Source organism: Aureibaculum luteum, from assembly GCF_003449015.1.
GTDB lineage: Bacteria > Bacteroidota > Bacteroidia > Flavobacteriales > Flavobacteriaceae > Aureibaculum > Aureibaculum luteum.
This window is the reverse complement of record NZ_QRGD01000001.1, coordinates 582685-599517: the sequence shown is the minus strand read 5'-3', so window position 1 is coordinate 599517 and position 16833 is coordinate 582685. Positions and strand designations below refer to the sequence as shown.

At 32.2% G+C, this 16833-nt stretch carries 12 protein-coding genes and 1 tRNA gene; 5 read left to right on the top strand and 8 right to left on the bottom strand.

Features of this window, described 5'->3' with window-relative positions:
• The first annotated feature begins 80 nt into the window (after positions 1-80).
• The 4 genes from D3P13_RS02705 (at position 81) to D3P13_RS02690 (ending at position 3618) form a co-directional block, all read left to right on the top strand.
• Positions 81-1121: a sugar kinase gene (locus tag D3P13_RS02705; protein WP_117879754.1), complete on the top strand. Its 1041-nt coding sequence runs from the start codon at positions 81-83 to the stop codon at positions 1119-1121.
• A gap of 6 nt (positions 1122-1127) precedes the next feature.
• Positions 1128-1577, top strand: a complete 450-nt coding sequence (locus D3P13_RS02700; RefSeq protein WP_117879753.1) for a YhcH/YjgK/YiaL family protein — start codon at positions 1128-1130, stop codon at positions 1575-1577.
• A gap of 27 nt (positions 1578-1604) precedes the next feature.
• Positions 1605-2822 (top strand): 6-phosphofructokinase, encoded by a 1218-nt coding sequence (locus D3P13_RS02695; protein ID WP_117879752.1) that lies wholly within the window; start codon positions 1605-1607, stop codon positions 2820-2822.
• A 127-nt stretch (positions 2823-2949) separates the two neighbouring features.
• Entirely contained in the window at positions 2950-3618 is a 669-nt protein-coding gene (locus D3P13_RS02690) for a bifunctional 4-hydroxy-2-oxoglutarate aldolase/2-dehydro-3-deoxy-phosphogluconate aldolase (protein WP_117879751.1), read from the top strand.
• Between the two features lie 80 nt (positions 3619-3698).
• Here the strand turns inward: D3P13_RS02690 and D3P13_RS02685 are convergent, their stop codons facing one another.
• The 7 genes from D3P13_RS02685 to D3P13_RS02650 all read right to left on the bottom strand — a co-directional run bounded on the left by D3P13_RS02685 (position 3699) and on the right by D3P13_RS02650 (position 14437).
• Positions 3699-4895, bottom strand: coding sequence for a glycoside hydrolase family 88 protein (locus tag D3P13_RS02685; protein ID WP_117879750.1), 1197 nt, complete (start codon positions 4893-4895; stop codon positions 3699-3701).
• A 165-nt stretch (positions 4896-5060) separates the two neighbouring features.
• On the bottom strand, positions 5061-6599 hold the full coding sequence (locus tag D3P13_RS02680) for a RagB/SusD family nutrient uptake outer membrane protein (protein ID WP_117879749.1): 1539 nt from the start codon (positions 6597-6599) through the stop codon (positions 5061-5063).
• Positions 6600-6626: 27 nt separating this feature from the next.
• Positions 6627-9680 carry a SusC/RagA family TonB-linked outer membrane protein gene (locus tag D3P13_RS02675; protein ID WP_232829116.1) on the bottom strand — a complete coding sequence of 1018 codons (3054 nt, stop codon included), beginning with the start codon at positions 9678-9680 and terminating at the stop codon, positions 6627-6629.
• 1617 nt (positions 9681-11297) lie between these two features.
• Positions 11298-11371 (bottom strand) — tRNA-Arg (locus D3P13_RS02670).
• 65 nt (positions 11372-11436) lie between these two features.
• Positions 11437-11676: a putative signal transducing protein gene (locus D3P13_RS02665; protein WP_117879747.1), complete on the bottom strand. Its 240-nt coding sequence runs from the start codon at positions 11674-11676 to the stop codon at positions 11437-11439.
• A gap of 255 nt (positions 11677-11931) precedes the next feature.
• Positions 11932-14070: a M56 family metallopeptidase gene (locus tag D3P13_RS02655; protein ID WP_157972813.1), complete on the bottom strand. Its 2139-nt coding sequence runs from the start codon at positions 14068-14070 to the stop codon at positions 11932-11934.
• A 4-nt stretch (positions 14071-14074) separates the two neighbouring features.
• A complete protein-coding gene (locus tag D3P13_RS02650) occupies positions 14075-14437 on the bottom strand; it encodes a BlaI/MecI/CopY family transcriptional regulator (protein ID WP_117879744.1) in 363 nt (120 codons plus the stop codon).
• A gap of 142 nt (positions 14438-14579) precedes the next feature.
• Between D3P13_RS02650 and D3P13_RS02645 the strand changes: the two genes are divergently transcribed.
• A complete protein-coding gene (locus D3P13_RS02645) occupies positions 14580-15533 on the top strand; it encodes a calcium/sodium antiporter (RefSeq protein WP_117879743.1) in 954 nt (317 codons plus the stop codon).
• Between the two features lie 104 nt (positions 15534-15637).
• Here D3P13_RS02645 and D3P13_RS02640 read toward each other — a convergent pair whose 3' ends face one another.
• Entirely contained in the window at positions 15638-16654 is a 1017-nt protein-coding gene (locus D3P13_RS02640; protein ID WP_117879742.1) for a glutamine synthetase beta-grasp domain-containing protein, read from the bottom strand.
• Positions 16655-16833 lie beyond the last annotated feature (179 nt).

Below are 16833 nucleotides of genomic sequence, written 5' to 3'. Positions count from 1 at the left end.
CTGCTAGGGTTTTGATTTTATTTTAAATATTTGGTTAAACGTTTAAGCAAGTTCAAATTATACTAATTAAATTTAAAAAAATGAAAAAAGTTGTAACCTTTGGAGAAATCATGTTAAGATTGGCTCCACACGGATTTTTAAGATTTTCACAAGCAAACTCTTTTGATGTTATTTATGGAGGTGGTGAATCAAACGTAGCTGTTTCCTTAGCTAATTATGGTGTGCCTGTAGATTTTGTTACTCGTTTACCTAAAAATGATATTGGCGAATGTGCCATGATGGAAATGCGTAAAAGAGGTGTGAATTGTGAGAATATTATTTGGGGTGGTGATCGTTTAGGTATTTACTTTTTAGAAACTGGTGCTGTAAATAGAGGAAGTAAAGTGGTTTATGACCGTCAACATTCGGCAATAGCTGAAATTGAGCCTGGTATGATTGATTGGCACAAGGTTTTTGAAGGGTCAGATTGGTTTCATTGGACAGGTATTACGCCAGCAATTTCTCAAGGAGCTGCTGATGCTTGTTTAGAAGCTGTAAAAGTTGCCAGTGAAATGGGACTTACCATTTCAACAGATTTAAATTATCGTCAAAAATTATGGAAATATGGAGGTGATCGTGAGGCGATAATGACAGAATTAACTTCATATTGTGATATTATTTTAGGTAATGAAGAAGATGCTGAAAAACATTTTGGTATTAAACCAGAAGGTCTTGATATTACTACTCAAGGAGAGCATGTAAAAGGTGAAGCATTTTTATCTGTTTGTGATCAAATGTTAAAAAAATTCCCACGTGCTAAAAAGGTAATTACTACCTTAAGAGGTTCTATTTCTGCTTCACACAATACATGGGCTGGTGTTTTATATGATGGCACAACATTGTTTGAATCGCCACAGTATCAAATAACTGATATTGTTGATAGAGTAGGTGGAGGTGATTCATTTATGGGAGGTTTAATTTATGGTTTATTAGAATATAAAGGAGACGATCAAAAAGCATTGAATTTTGCTGTTGCAGCTTCTTGTTTAAAACATACCATAAAAGGAGATGCTAATTTATCAAGTATTGATGAAGTTAAGAAATTAATGGGTGGAGATTCTTCAGGTAGAGTAGCTAGATAACTAATTATGATCATAGATACCCTTAAAAATGCTGATAAATATAGTGGTTTACATCCCTTATTTGCAAAGGCATTTGATTATATCAACCAAAAAGATTTAGTAAATCTTGAAGAAGGAAAATTCGAAATAGCAGAAGGTTTAAAACTCATTGTGAGTAATGGTAATGGAAAAACCAAAGAGACCAGTTTAGAAAAATTTGAGTGTCATGATGCAAATATCGACATCCAAATCTGTGTAAATGGTTTAGAAACTATTGCTTGGAAACCAAGAGAGAAATGTGTAATTCCAAATGGAGAATATAACCCAGAGAAGGATGTACGTTTTTTTAAAGATGAACCTGATATGTCTTTTCAATTGACAAATAATCAGTTTGCAATTTTTTATCCTGAAGATGTTCACGCACCCATGATAGGAAATGGTGAAATAAAAAAGCTGATTTTTAAAGTCAAAATTTAAATCTTTATAGTTTTATGAAATTATAAAATGGAAAAATCAATAGCAATTATTTGTGGTGGTGGTCCGGCTCCTGGTATAAATACGGTAATAAGTACTTTAGCCAAAACGTTTTTAAAAGACGGATATAAGGTTATTGGTGTACATCATGGTTATCAAGGCCTATTGTCTGAAAATCCAGAGGTAAAAGTTTTTGATTTTCATCATGCTGATCGCATTTTTAGTCGTGGTGGTTCTACTTTAATAATGAGTAGATTTAAACCTAAAGACAGCGATTTTAAAGCAGATTTTTTTGAAAAGAATAATGTAAAATTATTGGTTACTATTGGTGGTGATGACACAGCATCTACCGCCAATAGATTAACCAAATATCTTCAAACACAAAATTTAACAGTTGCTCATATTCACGTTCCTAAAACAATAGATAACGATTTACCACTTCCTGATAGAAATCCAACATTTGGGTTTCATACAGCAAAAGATGAAGGGGTTCGGATTGGAAATACGGTTTATGAAGATGCAAGAACAAGTCAAAATTGGTTTGTACTTTCGACAATGGGACGTTCAGCGGGTCATTTGGCTTTTGGTATTGCTTCAGCATGCCATTTTCCAATGATGATTATTCCGGAAATGTTTAATAAAACAACTATTACGTTCGATAAGATAATCAATATGATTATTTCATCAATTGTGAAATCTAAAATAAAGGGAGTTGAATATGGTGTTGCACTGGTTAGTGAAGGTGTTTTTCATTTTATGGATGAAAAAGAAATCATTAACTCAGGAATTAACTTTACCTATGATGCTCATGGACATCCAGAATTGGGTAATGTAAGTAAGTCACATATATTCAATTATCTATTACAAGTTAAACTGAAAGAGATTGGGTTGGAAGTGAAGTCAAGACCTGTTGAACTGGGTTATGAATTACGATGTTGTAATCCTATTGCATTTGATTTAACGCTTTGTTCCTTGTTAGGAATTGGCGTAAAAAAATTATTTGATCAGGGGATAACTGGTTGTATTGTAAGTGCAAATTCTAGAGGAGATATTACACCCTTATTTTTGAAAGATTTTGAAGATGAAAATGGTAAAATTCCTCCAAGGTTGGTCAATATTGATTCTGATATGGCACAACTATTTATTAATAACCTTTTCTATATTCATGAAAGGGATTATAAAAAAGCAAAAAAATATGTATCTAATCCAGAAGCGTATGATTTTAAGAAAATATTAAACTGGAAGTAAAGAACTGTAAAGTATAAATTGCAATAAAAATAAAACATAAAATTACATAAATTAACAATCATCGTCAGTTCGAGAGCCATGCCAGCGGTATGGTGTATCGAGAACAAACGATTAAATATCAAATAAAATGGCACAATTTTCAAGATTAGAAGTAGCTCAAGCGATGAAAGAAACAGGAATGATTCCTTTATTTTTTCATAACGACATTGAATTAAGTAAAAAAGTATTAAAAGCATGTTATGATGGTGGTGCAAGACTGATGGAATTTACATCAAGAGGTGATTTTGCTCATGAAGTTTTTGGTGAATTAACGAAATACGCTATCAAGGAACTTCCTGGAATGATAATGGGTGTGGGGTCAGTAACTGATGCCGGAGCAGCCTCATTGTATATGCAATTAGGAGCTAATTTTATAGTTACTCCAGTTTTAAGAGAGGATATCGCGATTGTGTGTAATAGAAGAAAAGTATTATGGTCACCAGGTTGTGGTACGTTAACTGAAATTACTAGAGCGGAAGAATTAGGTTGTGAGATTGTTAAATTATTCCCTGGCGATATTTACGGTCCTCAATTTGTTAAGGGTGTAAAAGGTCCTCAACCTTGGACAAGTGTTATGCCTACAGGTGGAGTGTCTCCAACGGAAGAGAATTTGTCTGGATGGTTTAATGCAGGTGTAACTTGTGTTGGTATGGGGTCTCAGTTAATTTCAAAGGACATTATAGCAAATAAAGATTATGCAAAATTAGAGAAAGATGTAAAAGCAGCTTTAGCACTTATTAAAAAAATAAGAAAATAGTTTTATTTACCATAGATAGAATATAAAAGACCTCATGAGTTATAAACTTGTGAGGTCTTTATTTTGTTCTAAAGTTCCAATTAAAATTCATTTTTTCGTAAAAGAGCTTCTAAGAAATAATAGTCGGCATAATTTATAGGGACATCCATTTCATCATTTTTTGGGCCGTTTCCAGTGCTGTGATTTAGAATAAATGGTGCCTCAATATCTTTATCTAAAATATAATTAGAAGTCTGTAAATTAGCTAAAATTTTATTCGAAAAATCGAGATAGACCTCATTCTTAGTAAAATTATACATTTCAAATAGGGCCGATGCAAAAATAGTTGCTGCAGAAGCATCTCTAGGAACATTTGGTATATCAGGATGGTTAAAATCCCAATATGGGATACCATCTTCGGGTAAATTAGGATGTTCCATAAAAAACGTTGCTGTAGCTTCTGCCTGTGCCAAATAGGCTGGATCTTTAGTGTATCTATATGCCATAGTAAATCCATAAATTGCCCAACTTTGACCTCTTGCCCAAGATGAGTCATCGTTGAAACCTTGGTGCGTAACTTTCATTTTCACATTGCCATTAATGGTATCATAAACAACTACGTGATTAACACTATTGTCTGCTCTAAATTGATTTTTTAAGGTAGTATTAGCATGTTTTACTGCTATTTTGTGGTATATGCTATCACCAGACATTTTAGTAGCTTCAAATAGCAATTCTAAGTTCATCATATTATCTATGATTACCGGAAACTCCCAAATGTCTTTGTTGAAATCCCATGATCGTAATGCACCAACGTTTTTATTGAAGCGTGTTGCTAGTGTTTTAGCACTTGTAATGAGAATATCTTTGTAATGCTCATTGTTGGTTACTTCATATCCTTCACCAAAGCTGCAATACATTTTAAACCCCATATCATGGGTCCCTGCATTCATTTTTTGGTCTTCCATATAGGTAGTCCATTCACTGGCTTTTTCTTTAAAGACATTTTGATTTGTTAATTTATAAAGTTGCCATAAGTTTCCAGGATAAAATCCACTCGTCCAATCATTAGATTTCACTAGTCTAACTTCTTTGGAAGTAGTATCCATGCTTCTAGGAAATGCATCGTCTTTAACAGGATAGTTTACTATTTTTTGATAACGTAGGGTTAATAATGAGTCTGTAGTTATCTGTTCATTATTTTTCTCTTTTGTGGGATTTTTACAAGAGGTAAATAGTAAGGTTGTACAGATCAATAATTTTATAATTATTAAAAATTTAGCTTTCTTTAGGGGCATGTTCATATATTAATTGATTTGTAAATTATTAGATTAAAGAGCTGATTTCTGTAGAAATTTCAAATAAATGTAACTAAATTTTAGGCAATAAAAAAAGGCGTATTACTTTTTCAAGTAAATACGCCTTTAATTCAACTAACTCAAATAATATATTTTATTCTAATCTTAGTACCCTGGATTCTGAGTTAAATTAGGATTTCTCTCTAACTCATCTTCAGGTAAGGGTAATAAATAATCATCTGCAGAAAAATCTGGTTTGGCTCCTTCTAAACCAGAAGCATCAAATACATTGTATGGTGCCCCTCCCATTTTTCTTCTAGCAATATCATACCATCTTATGCCTTCAAAAGCAAACTCTAATTTACGTTCTTCTAACACATCGGCAACAGTAACAGTTCCTGTAAGGTCTGCTGGCGTTGCACTAGGAGCAAAAGTGTACTCTGAATCTGCACCAGTTTTAGTTGCACCACCCATTCTTGCTCTTTCTCTTACTTTATTGATATAGGTAAGTGCAGAGGCATTATCTCCTAATTCTACTGCCGCTTCTGCCGCAATCAACAACACTTCTGCATAACGAATCATAGAATAATTATGACTTGTTGCTCTTGCATTTGCACGAGCAAAAAGACCAGGATAACGTGCGTATTTTCCAACATATGGATTGTTTTTTGCAAACTGATGTCCACTAACGTCAAATTGAGTATAAGGTACAATTGTACCATTTATAGAAGCTTCATCATCCATACTTACTGCTCTTCTGTAATCGCCCGCATCCCATGTAGTGTAAACCTCTAGTGTAGGAACTGCAACAGACCATCCACCACCTAAATTTCTATCATCACCTCTTATACCTGCCATTGGAGCAATTTGATCGTAAGCATTATCAGGAGCTTCAAAATTATTATAATCCAATGCAAATATTGGTTCTTTCGAACCATCGATTACTTCTGCATTAAATAAATTTTGAAAATTTGAATCTAATGCTAAGTCATATGTACCTGCATTGTCAATAACTTCTTTAGCTTCGTCATAAGCTTTTTGCCAATTTTCCATTGTTAAATACACTAAAGCTAAATAAGCACTTGCAGCTGCTTTAGAAGGTGTGGCTCTTGATGTTTGTGTATTTGGTAACCATGTTTTCGCATACTCTAAATCTGCAATAATATTCGCATAAACTTCAGCTTTAGGTGTTCTGCTTATAGAAGTAGCTGCGTCTACATCTGTAATTGGTGCATCAATGTAAGGAACGTCTCCAAATAATCTAACCAAATGAAAATAATAAAATGCCCTTGAAAAATAAGCTTGTGCAGTTATCGGGTTTTTAATATCATCAGCTACATCAACATCTTCTGCTCCTGCAATGGCTTGATTAGCGGCGGCAATTCCTTCATAAGTTTTTGGCCAAAATTCACTAATCATTCCATTACTACCTAAAGTAGTGAACTCATTCATCTCAACTCTTCTTGTTTCGTTAGAAGCAAGACTTACCATATCAGATCTTAACATTAAAGCTATAGAGAGTTTTCTTCCCCAAAATTTTTCATTAATAGCATGTGTTAAAGAACCATCTACGGCTGTTTGTATGTTCGTTGTGTTTTTAAAGAAACCATCTGGAGCTAATAACCCTATAGGCTCTTCTTCTAAGTCTGAGCAACTTATTATTGATAGACCTATCAATAAGAATAAATATTTATATGTTTTCATATTATATATTGTTTTTTTGAGTTATAATTAAAATTTAATATTAAGACTAAAATTAAAAGACTTAACTGTTGGATAATTCCCAAAATCAAACCCTTGAGCTGTATTCTGCGATGTGTTGTTATTTCCACCTCTACCAAAGTAGCTCACTTCTGGATCTAAGCCTGAATAATTTGTGAAAGTCAATAAGTTTTGTGCACTAAAAGACAATCTTATATTTTCCATTCCTAATTTTTCTATAACATCTGAAGGTAGATTATAACCAACTGCTATATTTTTTAATCTAACATAACTTCCGTCCTCAACAAAACGAGAAGAAATTTCTCTATTACTATTGTTTCCAACGCGAGGAGTGTTAGTGTCAGTATTAGAAGATGTCCAAGCACTATTAAAATAGTCTCTAGTAGTATTTGCATCTCCGTTAGTCAACTGTACATTAGTCATATTGAAAATATCTCCACCTTGTGAACCTTGAAAAAAGATACTCATGTCAAAATTCTTGTAAGTAAAGTTATTCGTGATACCAAAAGTGTAATCTGCATTAGGGTTACCTATAGTTGTTCTATCAGCTTCAGTAATATCACCACTACTATCTTGATCTACGAACAATGGGTCACCTGCTACACCACCTGATAAAGTTGCAGTACCTGTTGGTGCTGATCCGCCTTGAAAAACACCAGCGTAGTCATAGCCCCAGAAAAGTCCAACTTCTTCACCAACTCTTAAAACATAACTTCTATCATGACTAAAGTAGCTTGGAGCAGCATTGTAAAATAAATCTGCATTGTTAACTAATTGTACCACTTCGTTTTTATTAGTTGCCCAATTGAAATCTGTAGTCCATCTAAAATTATCAGTAGATATATTTCTAGTACTTAAAGCAATTTCAAATCCTTTATTATTAATCTCACCTACATTCGCTAAAATGTCATCTCCTGTATATCCTAAATATTCAGTTATACTATTGTCAGTTAAAATTAAATCTTTAGTATCAATATTATAATAATCTAACGAAAGTGTAAATCTATTATTTAAGAAACCTAAGTCTACACCGATATTTGTTTGGTAAGAAGATTCCCATTTTAAATCTGGGTTTTCAGGTTGTTCTGGTGTAATTGCACTGACGGTTTCTCCATTGCTAGAAGCATATAGTGTTTCAAATCTAGCTAAAGATTCGTAAGCACCAATAGATGGGTTACCAGTTACACCATAACTAGCTCTTAATTTTAAGTTAGATATAGTTTCACTATCTTTTAGAAAACTTTCATTCGACATTTTCCAACCAATAGCTGCTGAAGGAAAAATTGCGTATTTTTCATTTGCTGCAAAATTAGAAGCTCCATCTCGTCTTACAGTAGCCGTTAGTAAATATTTATCATCATAATCGTAGTTAACCCTACCGAATTGAGATTGAATTTCTACTGTTGAAATTGAAGAATCAGGCTGTAATACATTTGTAGCAGAGCCTAGACCGTAATAAGAAAAAGCATCTGTAATAAAGCCTGTTGCTTCTGAATAAAAATTTTCTGAAACAGTTTTTTGATAAGAGTAACCAGCTAATAAAGTTAAATTTCCTTTTCCCAACTCTGTATTATAGGTTAAGTAGTTTTCGCTCAAAACACTAGTTTTTTTATCAGTTTCAACTATAGCTCTTCCTCCGTCTCCACCTGCAGTCTGCGTCAATACTTTTGGTAAGTAAATTCCATTAGTAGAATTATCAGTACTAAAGCCAAATGTAGTCTTAAAAGTAAGATTTTCTATAATATCATAATTTGCATAAAAATTCGCTCTAAAGTTATCAGCTTTAGTTTCGTCTATTCTTTCTTTAGCAATTGCATATGGATTATCAACTGGATCTCCTACAGTATTACCGAAATTATAACTACCATCATCATTATATACTGGTTGGTCTGGTGCATATCTCATTGCTAATGTAATGATGTCATCTCCACCCGCAGAAACAGAACCGTCTGATTTAGTAGAGGCACCATTTTTAGTTGATCTATTTCCTGAAAGGTTCATACCTAATTTTAACTTATCTGTAACTTGTGCATCAATATTTGACAAGAATGATAGTTTGATATAATCAGAATTTATAATAATCCCATCTTGTTTAAAATAATTGGTAGAAGCATAAAAATTAATTTTATCACTACCACCTGAAAAAGAAAGTTGGTGATTCTGAGTACTACCTGTAGAATAAATTAAGTCTTGCCAGTCAGTATCAGCAGTACCTTGTGGGTAACTTGAAGAAACACCATTGTTAGCTCTAACCTGGTTTTGATAATCAGTAAATTCATTTGCATTAAGTAAATCCAATCTGTTAGAAACATTTTGAACTGCATAAGAAGTGTTAAGCTCAACGTTTAATCTACCACTTTTACCTTTTTTAGTAGTTACTAAAACCACACCATTTGAACCTCTAGAACCATATATGGCTGTTGCAGACGCATCTTTCAACACTTCCATAGATTCAATGTCGTTCGCTTGTGGCATACTTGCACCTACAAAACCATCTACAACAATTAGAGGTGAGCTACTTGCATTAATAGAAGTATTTCCTCTAATTTTTATGTTGATAGGAGCTCCAGGTTCACCACCATTATTAGATTGCACAACAACACCGGCTGCACGTCCTTGAAGTGCTTGTTCTGCACTAGCTACGGGAAATGCAGTTAATTCTTCAGACTTAACTGAAGATACAGCTCCAGTAATATCACTCTTTTTTCGAGTTCCATATCCAACCACAACAACTTCATCCAGCTCATTATTGTCAGCTTGAAGAATTACATTAATTTCAGATTGTGAACCCACTGGCACTTCTTGGGTTACAAAACCGATGAAGCTATAGATAAGTACTGCATCGTTACCAGATACATCGATTGAATATAAACCATCAAAATCTGTTGAGGCTCCTGTAGTACTTCCTTTTACGGAAATATTAACTCCCGGTAATGGCATTCCGTCATCAGCAGCGGTTACCTTTCCAGTAACGCTTTTTTGTTGGGCGTTGGCCATAGCTGCTGTAAAAAGCAGGAAAGTCAAAAGGTAAGCCCTCACTAATTTTACTTTGTTTTTCATCATAATTATTTAACTTAAGTTAGTATTTGATAATTTTAAATATTGCATTTATGGTAAAGTATCTTTTAGTTTGAAGTTTGCTCCAAATCAAAATAATATTGTGGCTTTACTTTAGGTATACATCAACCTTTTAAATAGATTAATTTTTAGTAATGGTATTTAAATTTCAAAGAAAAATTTGGTTCTCCAAATTGGTTCTCCAAATTGGTTTACCAGATTGGTTTGCCAAATATATTCTTTTTAATTAGTAATACAAAATAATTTCAATATTTATTTAGAATACAAATTAAAAAAGAGTAGCCGTGGTGAAAAATTAAAAATTGGGTAGCAAATTATGCTAACTTATTTTATATATAATATGTATGAGCTTAAAAATTAAGGAATAAGAACGAAATGCAAATCGATAGTATCTTATTCGATTAAAAGGAATTACCCATAAACTTGTAATTTTATTAAAAGAAATTATAAAGACTTTTACAATAGGTGTATTTAATTGGTGGGATTTTAGTATTAAAATATAGTTTGTAAAAAAAAGGTAGACAATGTAAATATAGGAAGAGAAAGGTAAAAGGATATTATTGTTATTTTGTTTTTGTGCTTAATCTAACCTTAATAGAATTAATACATGATCTTGAATAAACGCTCTTTTACAAATGTAAAACCACAGCCTGTCGCCCTAGTTCTTATTTTAATTGAAATTTCGAACGGGTTCGATTTTTTTATAAAAAAGAACCAGGTTCTTTGGAACTTGATTTTAGGTTTAGGGTAACCTAACTTCAATAGGATTGCCAAGGCAACCTAACAAAGCTCTGCTCTTAAAATAACAATGCTACAAAATCAAAAAAGCAAGCTTAATGATTTTGCTTGCTTTTCCATTTATTAGTGATTTCGATAGGTTTTTTTTCATGACCCTAAATAAACGCTCTTTTGTAAATTCAAAACAACAGGCTATCGTTCTAGTTTTTTTATATTAAAAATGCGAGCGGGTTCCATTTTTCTATAAAAAAAGAACCACGCCTTTCGAGACGTTGTTTTGTGCTTAAAGTGACCTTAATAGGATTGTATAGCCAGAATAAACTCTCTTTTGCAAATACAAAACCACGGGCTGTCGCCCTAATTTTTTATTTTATTCCTAAATTTCGAGCGAGCTCGATTTCTACGCAAAATAAAAAATCACGCCTTTTGGGATGTGATTTTGTTTGTGATGTGACCTCGATAGGATTACTCCCTTTGGTCATGATCCAACAAAGCTCCTCCCGACGGTTCGGGATTGAAAATATTATAAACAAAAAAACGCTCAAGCGAACTTGGCGTTTTTTCTTATTTTAATATTTATTCGTGACCTCGATAGGATTGTATATCCAGAATAAACTCTCTTTTGCAAATACAAAACCACGGGCTGTCGCCCTAATTTTTTATTTTATTTCGAAATTTCGAGCGAGCTCGATTTCTACACAAAATAAAAAATCACGCCCTTTGGGACGTGATTTTGTTTGTGATGTGACCTTGATAGGATAGCTTCCTGCGGTCATGATCCTACAAAGCTCCGCTTTGAAAATATTTTAAACAAAAAAACGCTCAAGCAAGCTTGGCGTTTTTTCTTATTAAAACGTTTATTCGTGACCTCGATAGGATTCAAACCTATAATCTCTTGAGCCGTAATCAAGTGCATTATTCAGTTATGCTACGAGGCCAATTTTTTATTTGGAGTGCAAATATATTCCTTTTTTGAGATAATAAAAGAATAAGTCTAAGAAATTTATATTCCCATTTCTTTTTTGAAACTTTCAAGAATGGGTTTCGCCTTATCAAAATCTTCTTGATAGATAAATAATTGTACTTGAGATGGTGATCCTCCATAAAAACCAGAACGTAATCCTGATTCAAAATTGTTTTTTACCAATGATGGGATTTCCTTGTCATCCAAATCTAATTGTAAACGTTGAATTTCAATTAAAGAGCCTGTAAAGAATTTGATATGTTTAGAAGTATTGTCCATGATAATAATTTTATTTAAAGATACGAAAAGTTAGTTGGAATCTAAACTGTTTTTGGTAACATAATAACGCCAGCCGATTAAAGCCAATTGTAGCTTGCTAGCTTTGCTCAAGTCAATCTCTTTTTTAGAGAGACTTGGCAATAGTAATTTGTTCAATTTTGCTACTATTTTGAATATATGCTTTTTCACATTACAAAATTACATAAAAAACGCTCTGTAAAACAGAGCGTGAACTTAATAAAGTACGTTTTTATCTTATTCTTTTTTTAAGGTGATTTCAATAACACCATTTTTGCCTTTGTCTCCATATTTTTCTGTGGCATTTTTATCTTTTAAGACATTCATGCTCTTGATATTATCGGGATTTAACGCTTTCTTCATTTCAATGGAGCTTTCTTTTCCATTTATAATAATTAGAGGTTCTTCACCGAATATAATTGAAGGGTTTTTACTGTCAATATTTATCTGATTTCTGTAGATAATTTTTGTCTTGATTTCAACTACGCCATTTTTACCTTTATCACCATATTTAGTAATAGCATTTTCATTTTTAATGACATTTACACTCGCAATGTCATCAGGTAAAATAAGCTCTATGGCTTCTTTTGTAGTTTCTCTACCATTTAAAACATATAAAGCTTTACTGCTCAATTGAACGGTAGGCTTTATTTTTTTGGAATTATTGGTTATGATGCTTATAACACCATCTTTTCCTTTGGTGCCATATTGTGCCGTTGCTTGATCGCCTTTCCATACAGAAACAGAAGCAATTCTTTGCTGGTCTAGATTTTCAACTTCCAATTTAGTGCTTTCTTTTCCATCAATAATGTATAATGGATGAAAAGTTGAATTATCCATGTCAAGAGAAAGCATAGAATCCTTTTTTTCGTACCGATATAAGGTGTCAGGTGTAGAAAAAGCAACATTATTTCTAACAGCAGTTACATTCCATTCACTAAGACTATCAGTTTTTTTCTCAATACGACTCCCAGAATTGATTTTCCATTCACTTTTACTTTTGGATTTTTCATCTGATTTGTTAATTTTGCTTGTTTTAATTTCAACAACACCATTTTTACCTTTATCGCCGTATTTGTCAGAAGCACTTTTATCTTTTAAAACACTTACACTCTTAATTTCATCAGGATTAATCAATTCGGATACTTCTTTTGAGCTTTCTTTACCATTAACAATATACAAAGGTTCTGTTTCATTATTACTTTGAGCATAACCAACAACTGTTGTTGTTTTTAAACTATTTACTGCTCTAATTGATTTTTCTTTTGTTTCCGGAGTGTAAATAATTTCAAATGGTTTAATAGGGGCATTGTTATTCTCAGTCCATGCCACTTTTCCTTTTTCGTCTTTAAGTGTAATATCAATTTTAATGATTTCATTATTAGAATTACGTTTTGTTTTGTACCTTAATTCCACTCCTTTTTTATTATAGGTGCTTTTAATTTCTTTTAATTTTGTGTCTGAAGTGTTTTTATCAATGGAAACACCTGCAGATACTACCCATTGAGATTGCTTTTTTTCTTTTTCTTGAGCTACAGTTTTTGTGTTAAAAGCAAATAGAAATACCGCTAATAAAGGTAGTATTAAGAAATATTTTAAATAATTTATTTTTTTCGATTTTGATTTGTTTAACATAACGATACGTTTTTTTATTAATGAGTTGTAAAAATTATTAGTAATAGCTTCGTAATGATACGTATTACTTGCTTTAAGTAAAGTAAATTGATATTGTTTTAAATTGAATGATTGTCGACTTGCTGATACATCTGCCAAAAATTCTAAGTTTTGTTGAGCTCCTCTTTTGTAAAGCCATGCAAAAGGGTTAAACCAAAAAACAATTTGTAAAATATAAATAAGTAAAGTATCAATAGAGTGCCATTGCTTTACATGTGTTTTTTCGTGCGTAATGATTTGCTTTAGTTCATTTTGAGTGAATTGGCTTTTGTTGTAAATTATATATTTAAAAAATGAAAATGGTGAGATATCCTTCTCAGTTTCAACTAATTTATAGTTGCCTTCATTAAATATTTTATGCCTTGAAATTAATTTACTTAAAGAAAATAATTGCATCATAAATTTAGCAGTAAAAAAGACAACGCCAACTAGGTAAATAATTGTCATTATTTGCAACCAATCAAATGATTGCTCAATAGGTGTGTTCAATGTTGTTGAGCCTTCAATTAGAATATAATTAATATTCGAAACTGTTTTTTCAATATAGATGGGGATTTCAATCAGTGGAATGGAAAGTATAAATAGCAATCCCACCAAAAAATAGGTTCTTATCGAATTGTAAAAGGTTTCATTCCTTAGAAATAAGTAATAAAAAACAATCCATAAAATAACGAGTCCATTTGCCTTTAAAAAGTAGTCCATAATGTTAGTCTTTTTTGGATTCAATAATTTTTATGATTTCTCGCAATTCATCAGCACTAATTTTTTCTTCTTTCGCAAAAAAGGAGACTACATTTTTATAAGAATTTCCAAAATAATTATCAATAGCATTAGAAAAATAACCTTTTCTATAGTCTTCTTTTGATATTTTTGGATAATACCTGTGTGTATTACCAAAAGCTTCATGTGCAATAAACCCTTTTTCTTCCATTTTTCGTATTACCGTGGAAACGGTATTGTAATGAGGTTTAGGTTCAGGAATTTCAGCAACAAGTTCTTTAACAAAGGCCTTTTTTAGCTTCCATAAAATTTGCATTAATTCTTCTTCTTTGGTGGTAAGTTTGTCCATTTAACTAAATATTTCTACAAACTTAAACTATTGTTTTAGTTAATCAACTATAAAAGTAGTTATTTTAAGAAATATTTAACTAGGTATAAATTATTCAACTTAAATTATCAAATCAAATAGTATATTTGCGGAAACAATATCTATGAGCATTTTTTATTTAATAGCAGGATTAATATTATTAGTAATTGGTGGTGAGTTTCTGGTAAGATCTTCAGTAGGACTTTCATTTAAATTGAAGCTCTCCAAATTAGTTATTGGTATGACCGTGGTTTCTTTTGCTACATCTGCACCAGAATTATTGGTTAGTTTACAGGCTGCCTTAGATGGTCATCCAGATCTGTCTTTGAGTAATGTGGTCGGTTCTAATATTGCTAATATAGCTTTGGTTTTAGGTATAACTGCAATTATTTCTCCTTTAACGGTCGATAAAGATTTTTATAAAATGAATTGGCCAATGATGGTTATTTCATCATTGGCACTTTACTTTTTTCTAATAAATGATAATGTTTTAACCCAGGTTGAAGGTGGAATTTTGTTCGTTTCATTAATAGCTTTTATTTATTTCATGATTAGATTATCAAGAAAGGATAATAAAAATGTAGCTGTTGAAGAGGTTGATGAATCACTTAGTGAAACATCGGGATTTAAAATTATAGTATGGCTAATCATTGGAGGTACGGCATTGTATTTTGGATCAGAATTGTTAGTGAAAGGAGCTGTTGATATTGCAACAAAATTGGGCGTAAGTGAACGAGTAATAGGAGTTAGTATGGTAGCTTTAGGTACGAGTGTTCCTGAATTAGCAGCTTCAGTAATAGCAGCTCTTCGTAAAGAAAAAGCAATTTCGATAGGTAATTTAATTGGTTCTAATATTTTTAATATAGCATCTGTGTTGGGCTTAACAGCAATAATTACACCAATACATGTTAATGATACGGCACTTTTATCGAATGATATTATTTGGATGTTAGCTATCGCAGTGTTGTTATTACCCTTAGTATTTATGCCTAAAAAATTGGAAATTTCTAGATATAAAGGCTTGATACTTTTATTTGTATATCTAACTTTTATTTACCTTTCCTTTGCTGCATCCTAAAAATAATTCTTATTTTGGAGTGATGTTATCTGAGATATAAACATATATTTAAATAAAAAAACACCGCAATTGCGGTGTTTTTTTAATATTAAAAGTTAGAAAAATTATTTTATGGGTTTAACTGTTTCAATAATTCTTGCAGCAACTTTGTATGGGTCAGAGTTTGAAGATGGACGACGGTCTTCTAACCATCCTTTGTATCCATTTTCTACAACGATAATTGGAATACGTATAGACGCACCTCTATCTGAAACTCCCCAAGAGAAATCATTGATTGAAGCTGTCTCATGCTTACCAGTTAAACGTTGATCATTAAATTCTCCATAAATAGAAATATGTTCTTTTACTAGTGGGCGGAAAGCCTCACATATTTCAATATATTTATCTTTAGAACCACAAGTTCTTAAGATTGTATTAGAAAAATTAGCGTGCATTCCAGATCCATTCCAGTCAGTATCTCCTAGTGGTTTTGGATGGTACTCGATGTACATTCCGCGACCTTCAGTTAAACGATCTAGTAGATATCTAGAAACCCAGATTTCATCTCCTGCTTTCTTAGCTCCTTTTGCAAATAATTGATATTCCCATTGTCCAGAGGCAACTTCTTGGTTAATACCTTCAAAGTTTAAGCCAGCTTCAATACATAAATCAGCATGCTCTTCAACTATATCACGTCCGTGAGTATGTAATCCACCAACTGAACAGTAGTACATTCCTTGCGGAGCAGGGTAACCACCTCTTGGAAAACCTAATGGTAATCCAGTATTTGTATTCATTATAAAGTATTCTTGTTCAAATCCGAACCAGAAATCATTATCGTCATCTTCAATTGTAGCACGTGCGTTAGATTCATGTGGAGTTCCATCAGCGTTCATAACCTCATTCATTACTAAATAACCATTAATACGTGTTGGGTCTGGGTAAATTGCAATTGGCTTTAAAATACAGTCAGATGATCCACCTGAAGCTTGTTTAGTAGATGAACCATCAAAAGACCAATTTCCTATTTCTTCAACAGTTCCTTTGAAATTTTCATGTTCTTCTACTTTGGTTTTACTTCTCATGTTTTGTGTTGGGAAGTATCCATCCAACCAAATGTATTCTAATTTTATTTTAGCCATAATTTATAAGTATTTTAAGTTTTAAAATATTCAGACAAAAATAAATATTTATAAAGTACTATGGAAATTTGAGGATTGAAAATCGACATTAATACTATATTTTTACAGATACCCCGATTTATTTAGGGGGGTAGGTTAAAAATATATAAAAAAAACCCTATAAAATTGAGAAATATTTA

What these genes read in the sequence shown, in the direction of transcription:
- D3P13_RS02705 (WP_117879754.1), top strand. Translation starts at nt 81, where the DNA reads ATGAAAAAAGTTGTAACCTTTGGAGAAATCATGTTAAGATTGGCTCCA.
- D3P13_RS02700 (WP_117879753.1), top strand. Translation starts at nt 1,128, where the DNA reads ATGATCATAGATACCCTTAAAAATGCTGATAAATATAGTGGTTTACAT.
- D3P13_RS02695 (WP_117879752.1), top strand. Translation starts at nt 1,605, where the DNA reads ATGGAAAAATCAATAGCAATTATTTGTGGTGGTGGTCCGGCTCCTGGT.
- D3P13_RS02690 (WP_117879751.1), top strand. Translation starts at nt 2,950, where the DNA reads ATGGCACAATTTTCAAGATTAGAAGTAGCTCAAGCGATGAAAGAAACA.
- D3P13_RS02685 (WP_117879750.1), bottom strand. Translation starts at nt 4,895, where the DNA reads ATGCCCCTAAAGAAAGCTAAATTTTTAATAATTATAAAATTATTGATC.
- D3P13_RS02680 (WP_117879749.1), bottom strand. Translation starts at nt 6,599, where the DNA reads ATGAAAACATATAAATATTTATTCTTATTGATAGGTCTATCAATAATA.
- D3P13_RS02675 (WP_232829116.1), bottom strand. Translation starts at nt 9,680, where the DNA reads ATGATGAAAAACAAAGTAAAATTAGTGAGGGCTTACCTTTTGACTTTC.
- D3P13_RS02665 (WP_117879747.1), bottom strand. Translation starts at nt 11,676, where the DNA reads ATGGACAATACTTCTAAACATATCAAATTCTTTACAGGCTCTTTAATT.
- D3P13_RS02655 (WP_157972813.1), bottom strand. Translation starts at nt 14,070, where the DNA reads ATGGACTACTTTTTAAAGGCAAATGGACTCGTTATTTTATGGATTGTT.
- D3P13_RS02650 (WP_117879744.1), bottom strand. Translation starts at nt 14,437, where the DNA reads ATGGACAAACTTACCACCAAAGAAGAAGAATTAATGCAAATTTTATGG.
- D3P13_RS02645 (WP_117879743.1), top strand. Translation starts at nt 14,580, where the DNA reads ATGAGCATTTTTTATTTAATAGCAGGATTAATATTATTAGTAATTGGT.
- D3P13_RS02640 (WP_117879742.1), bottom strand. Translation starts at nt 16,654, where the DNA reads ATGGCTAAAATAAAATTAGAATACATTTGGTTGGATGGATACTTCCCA.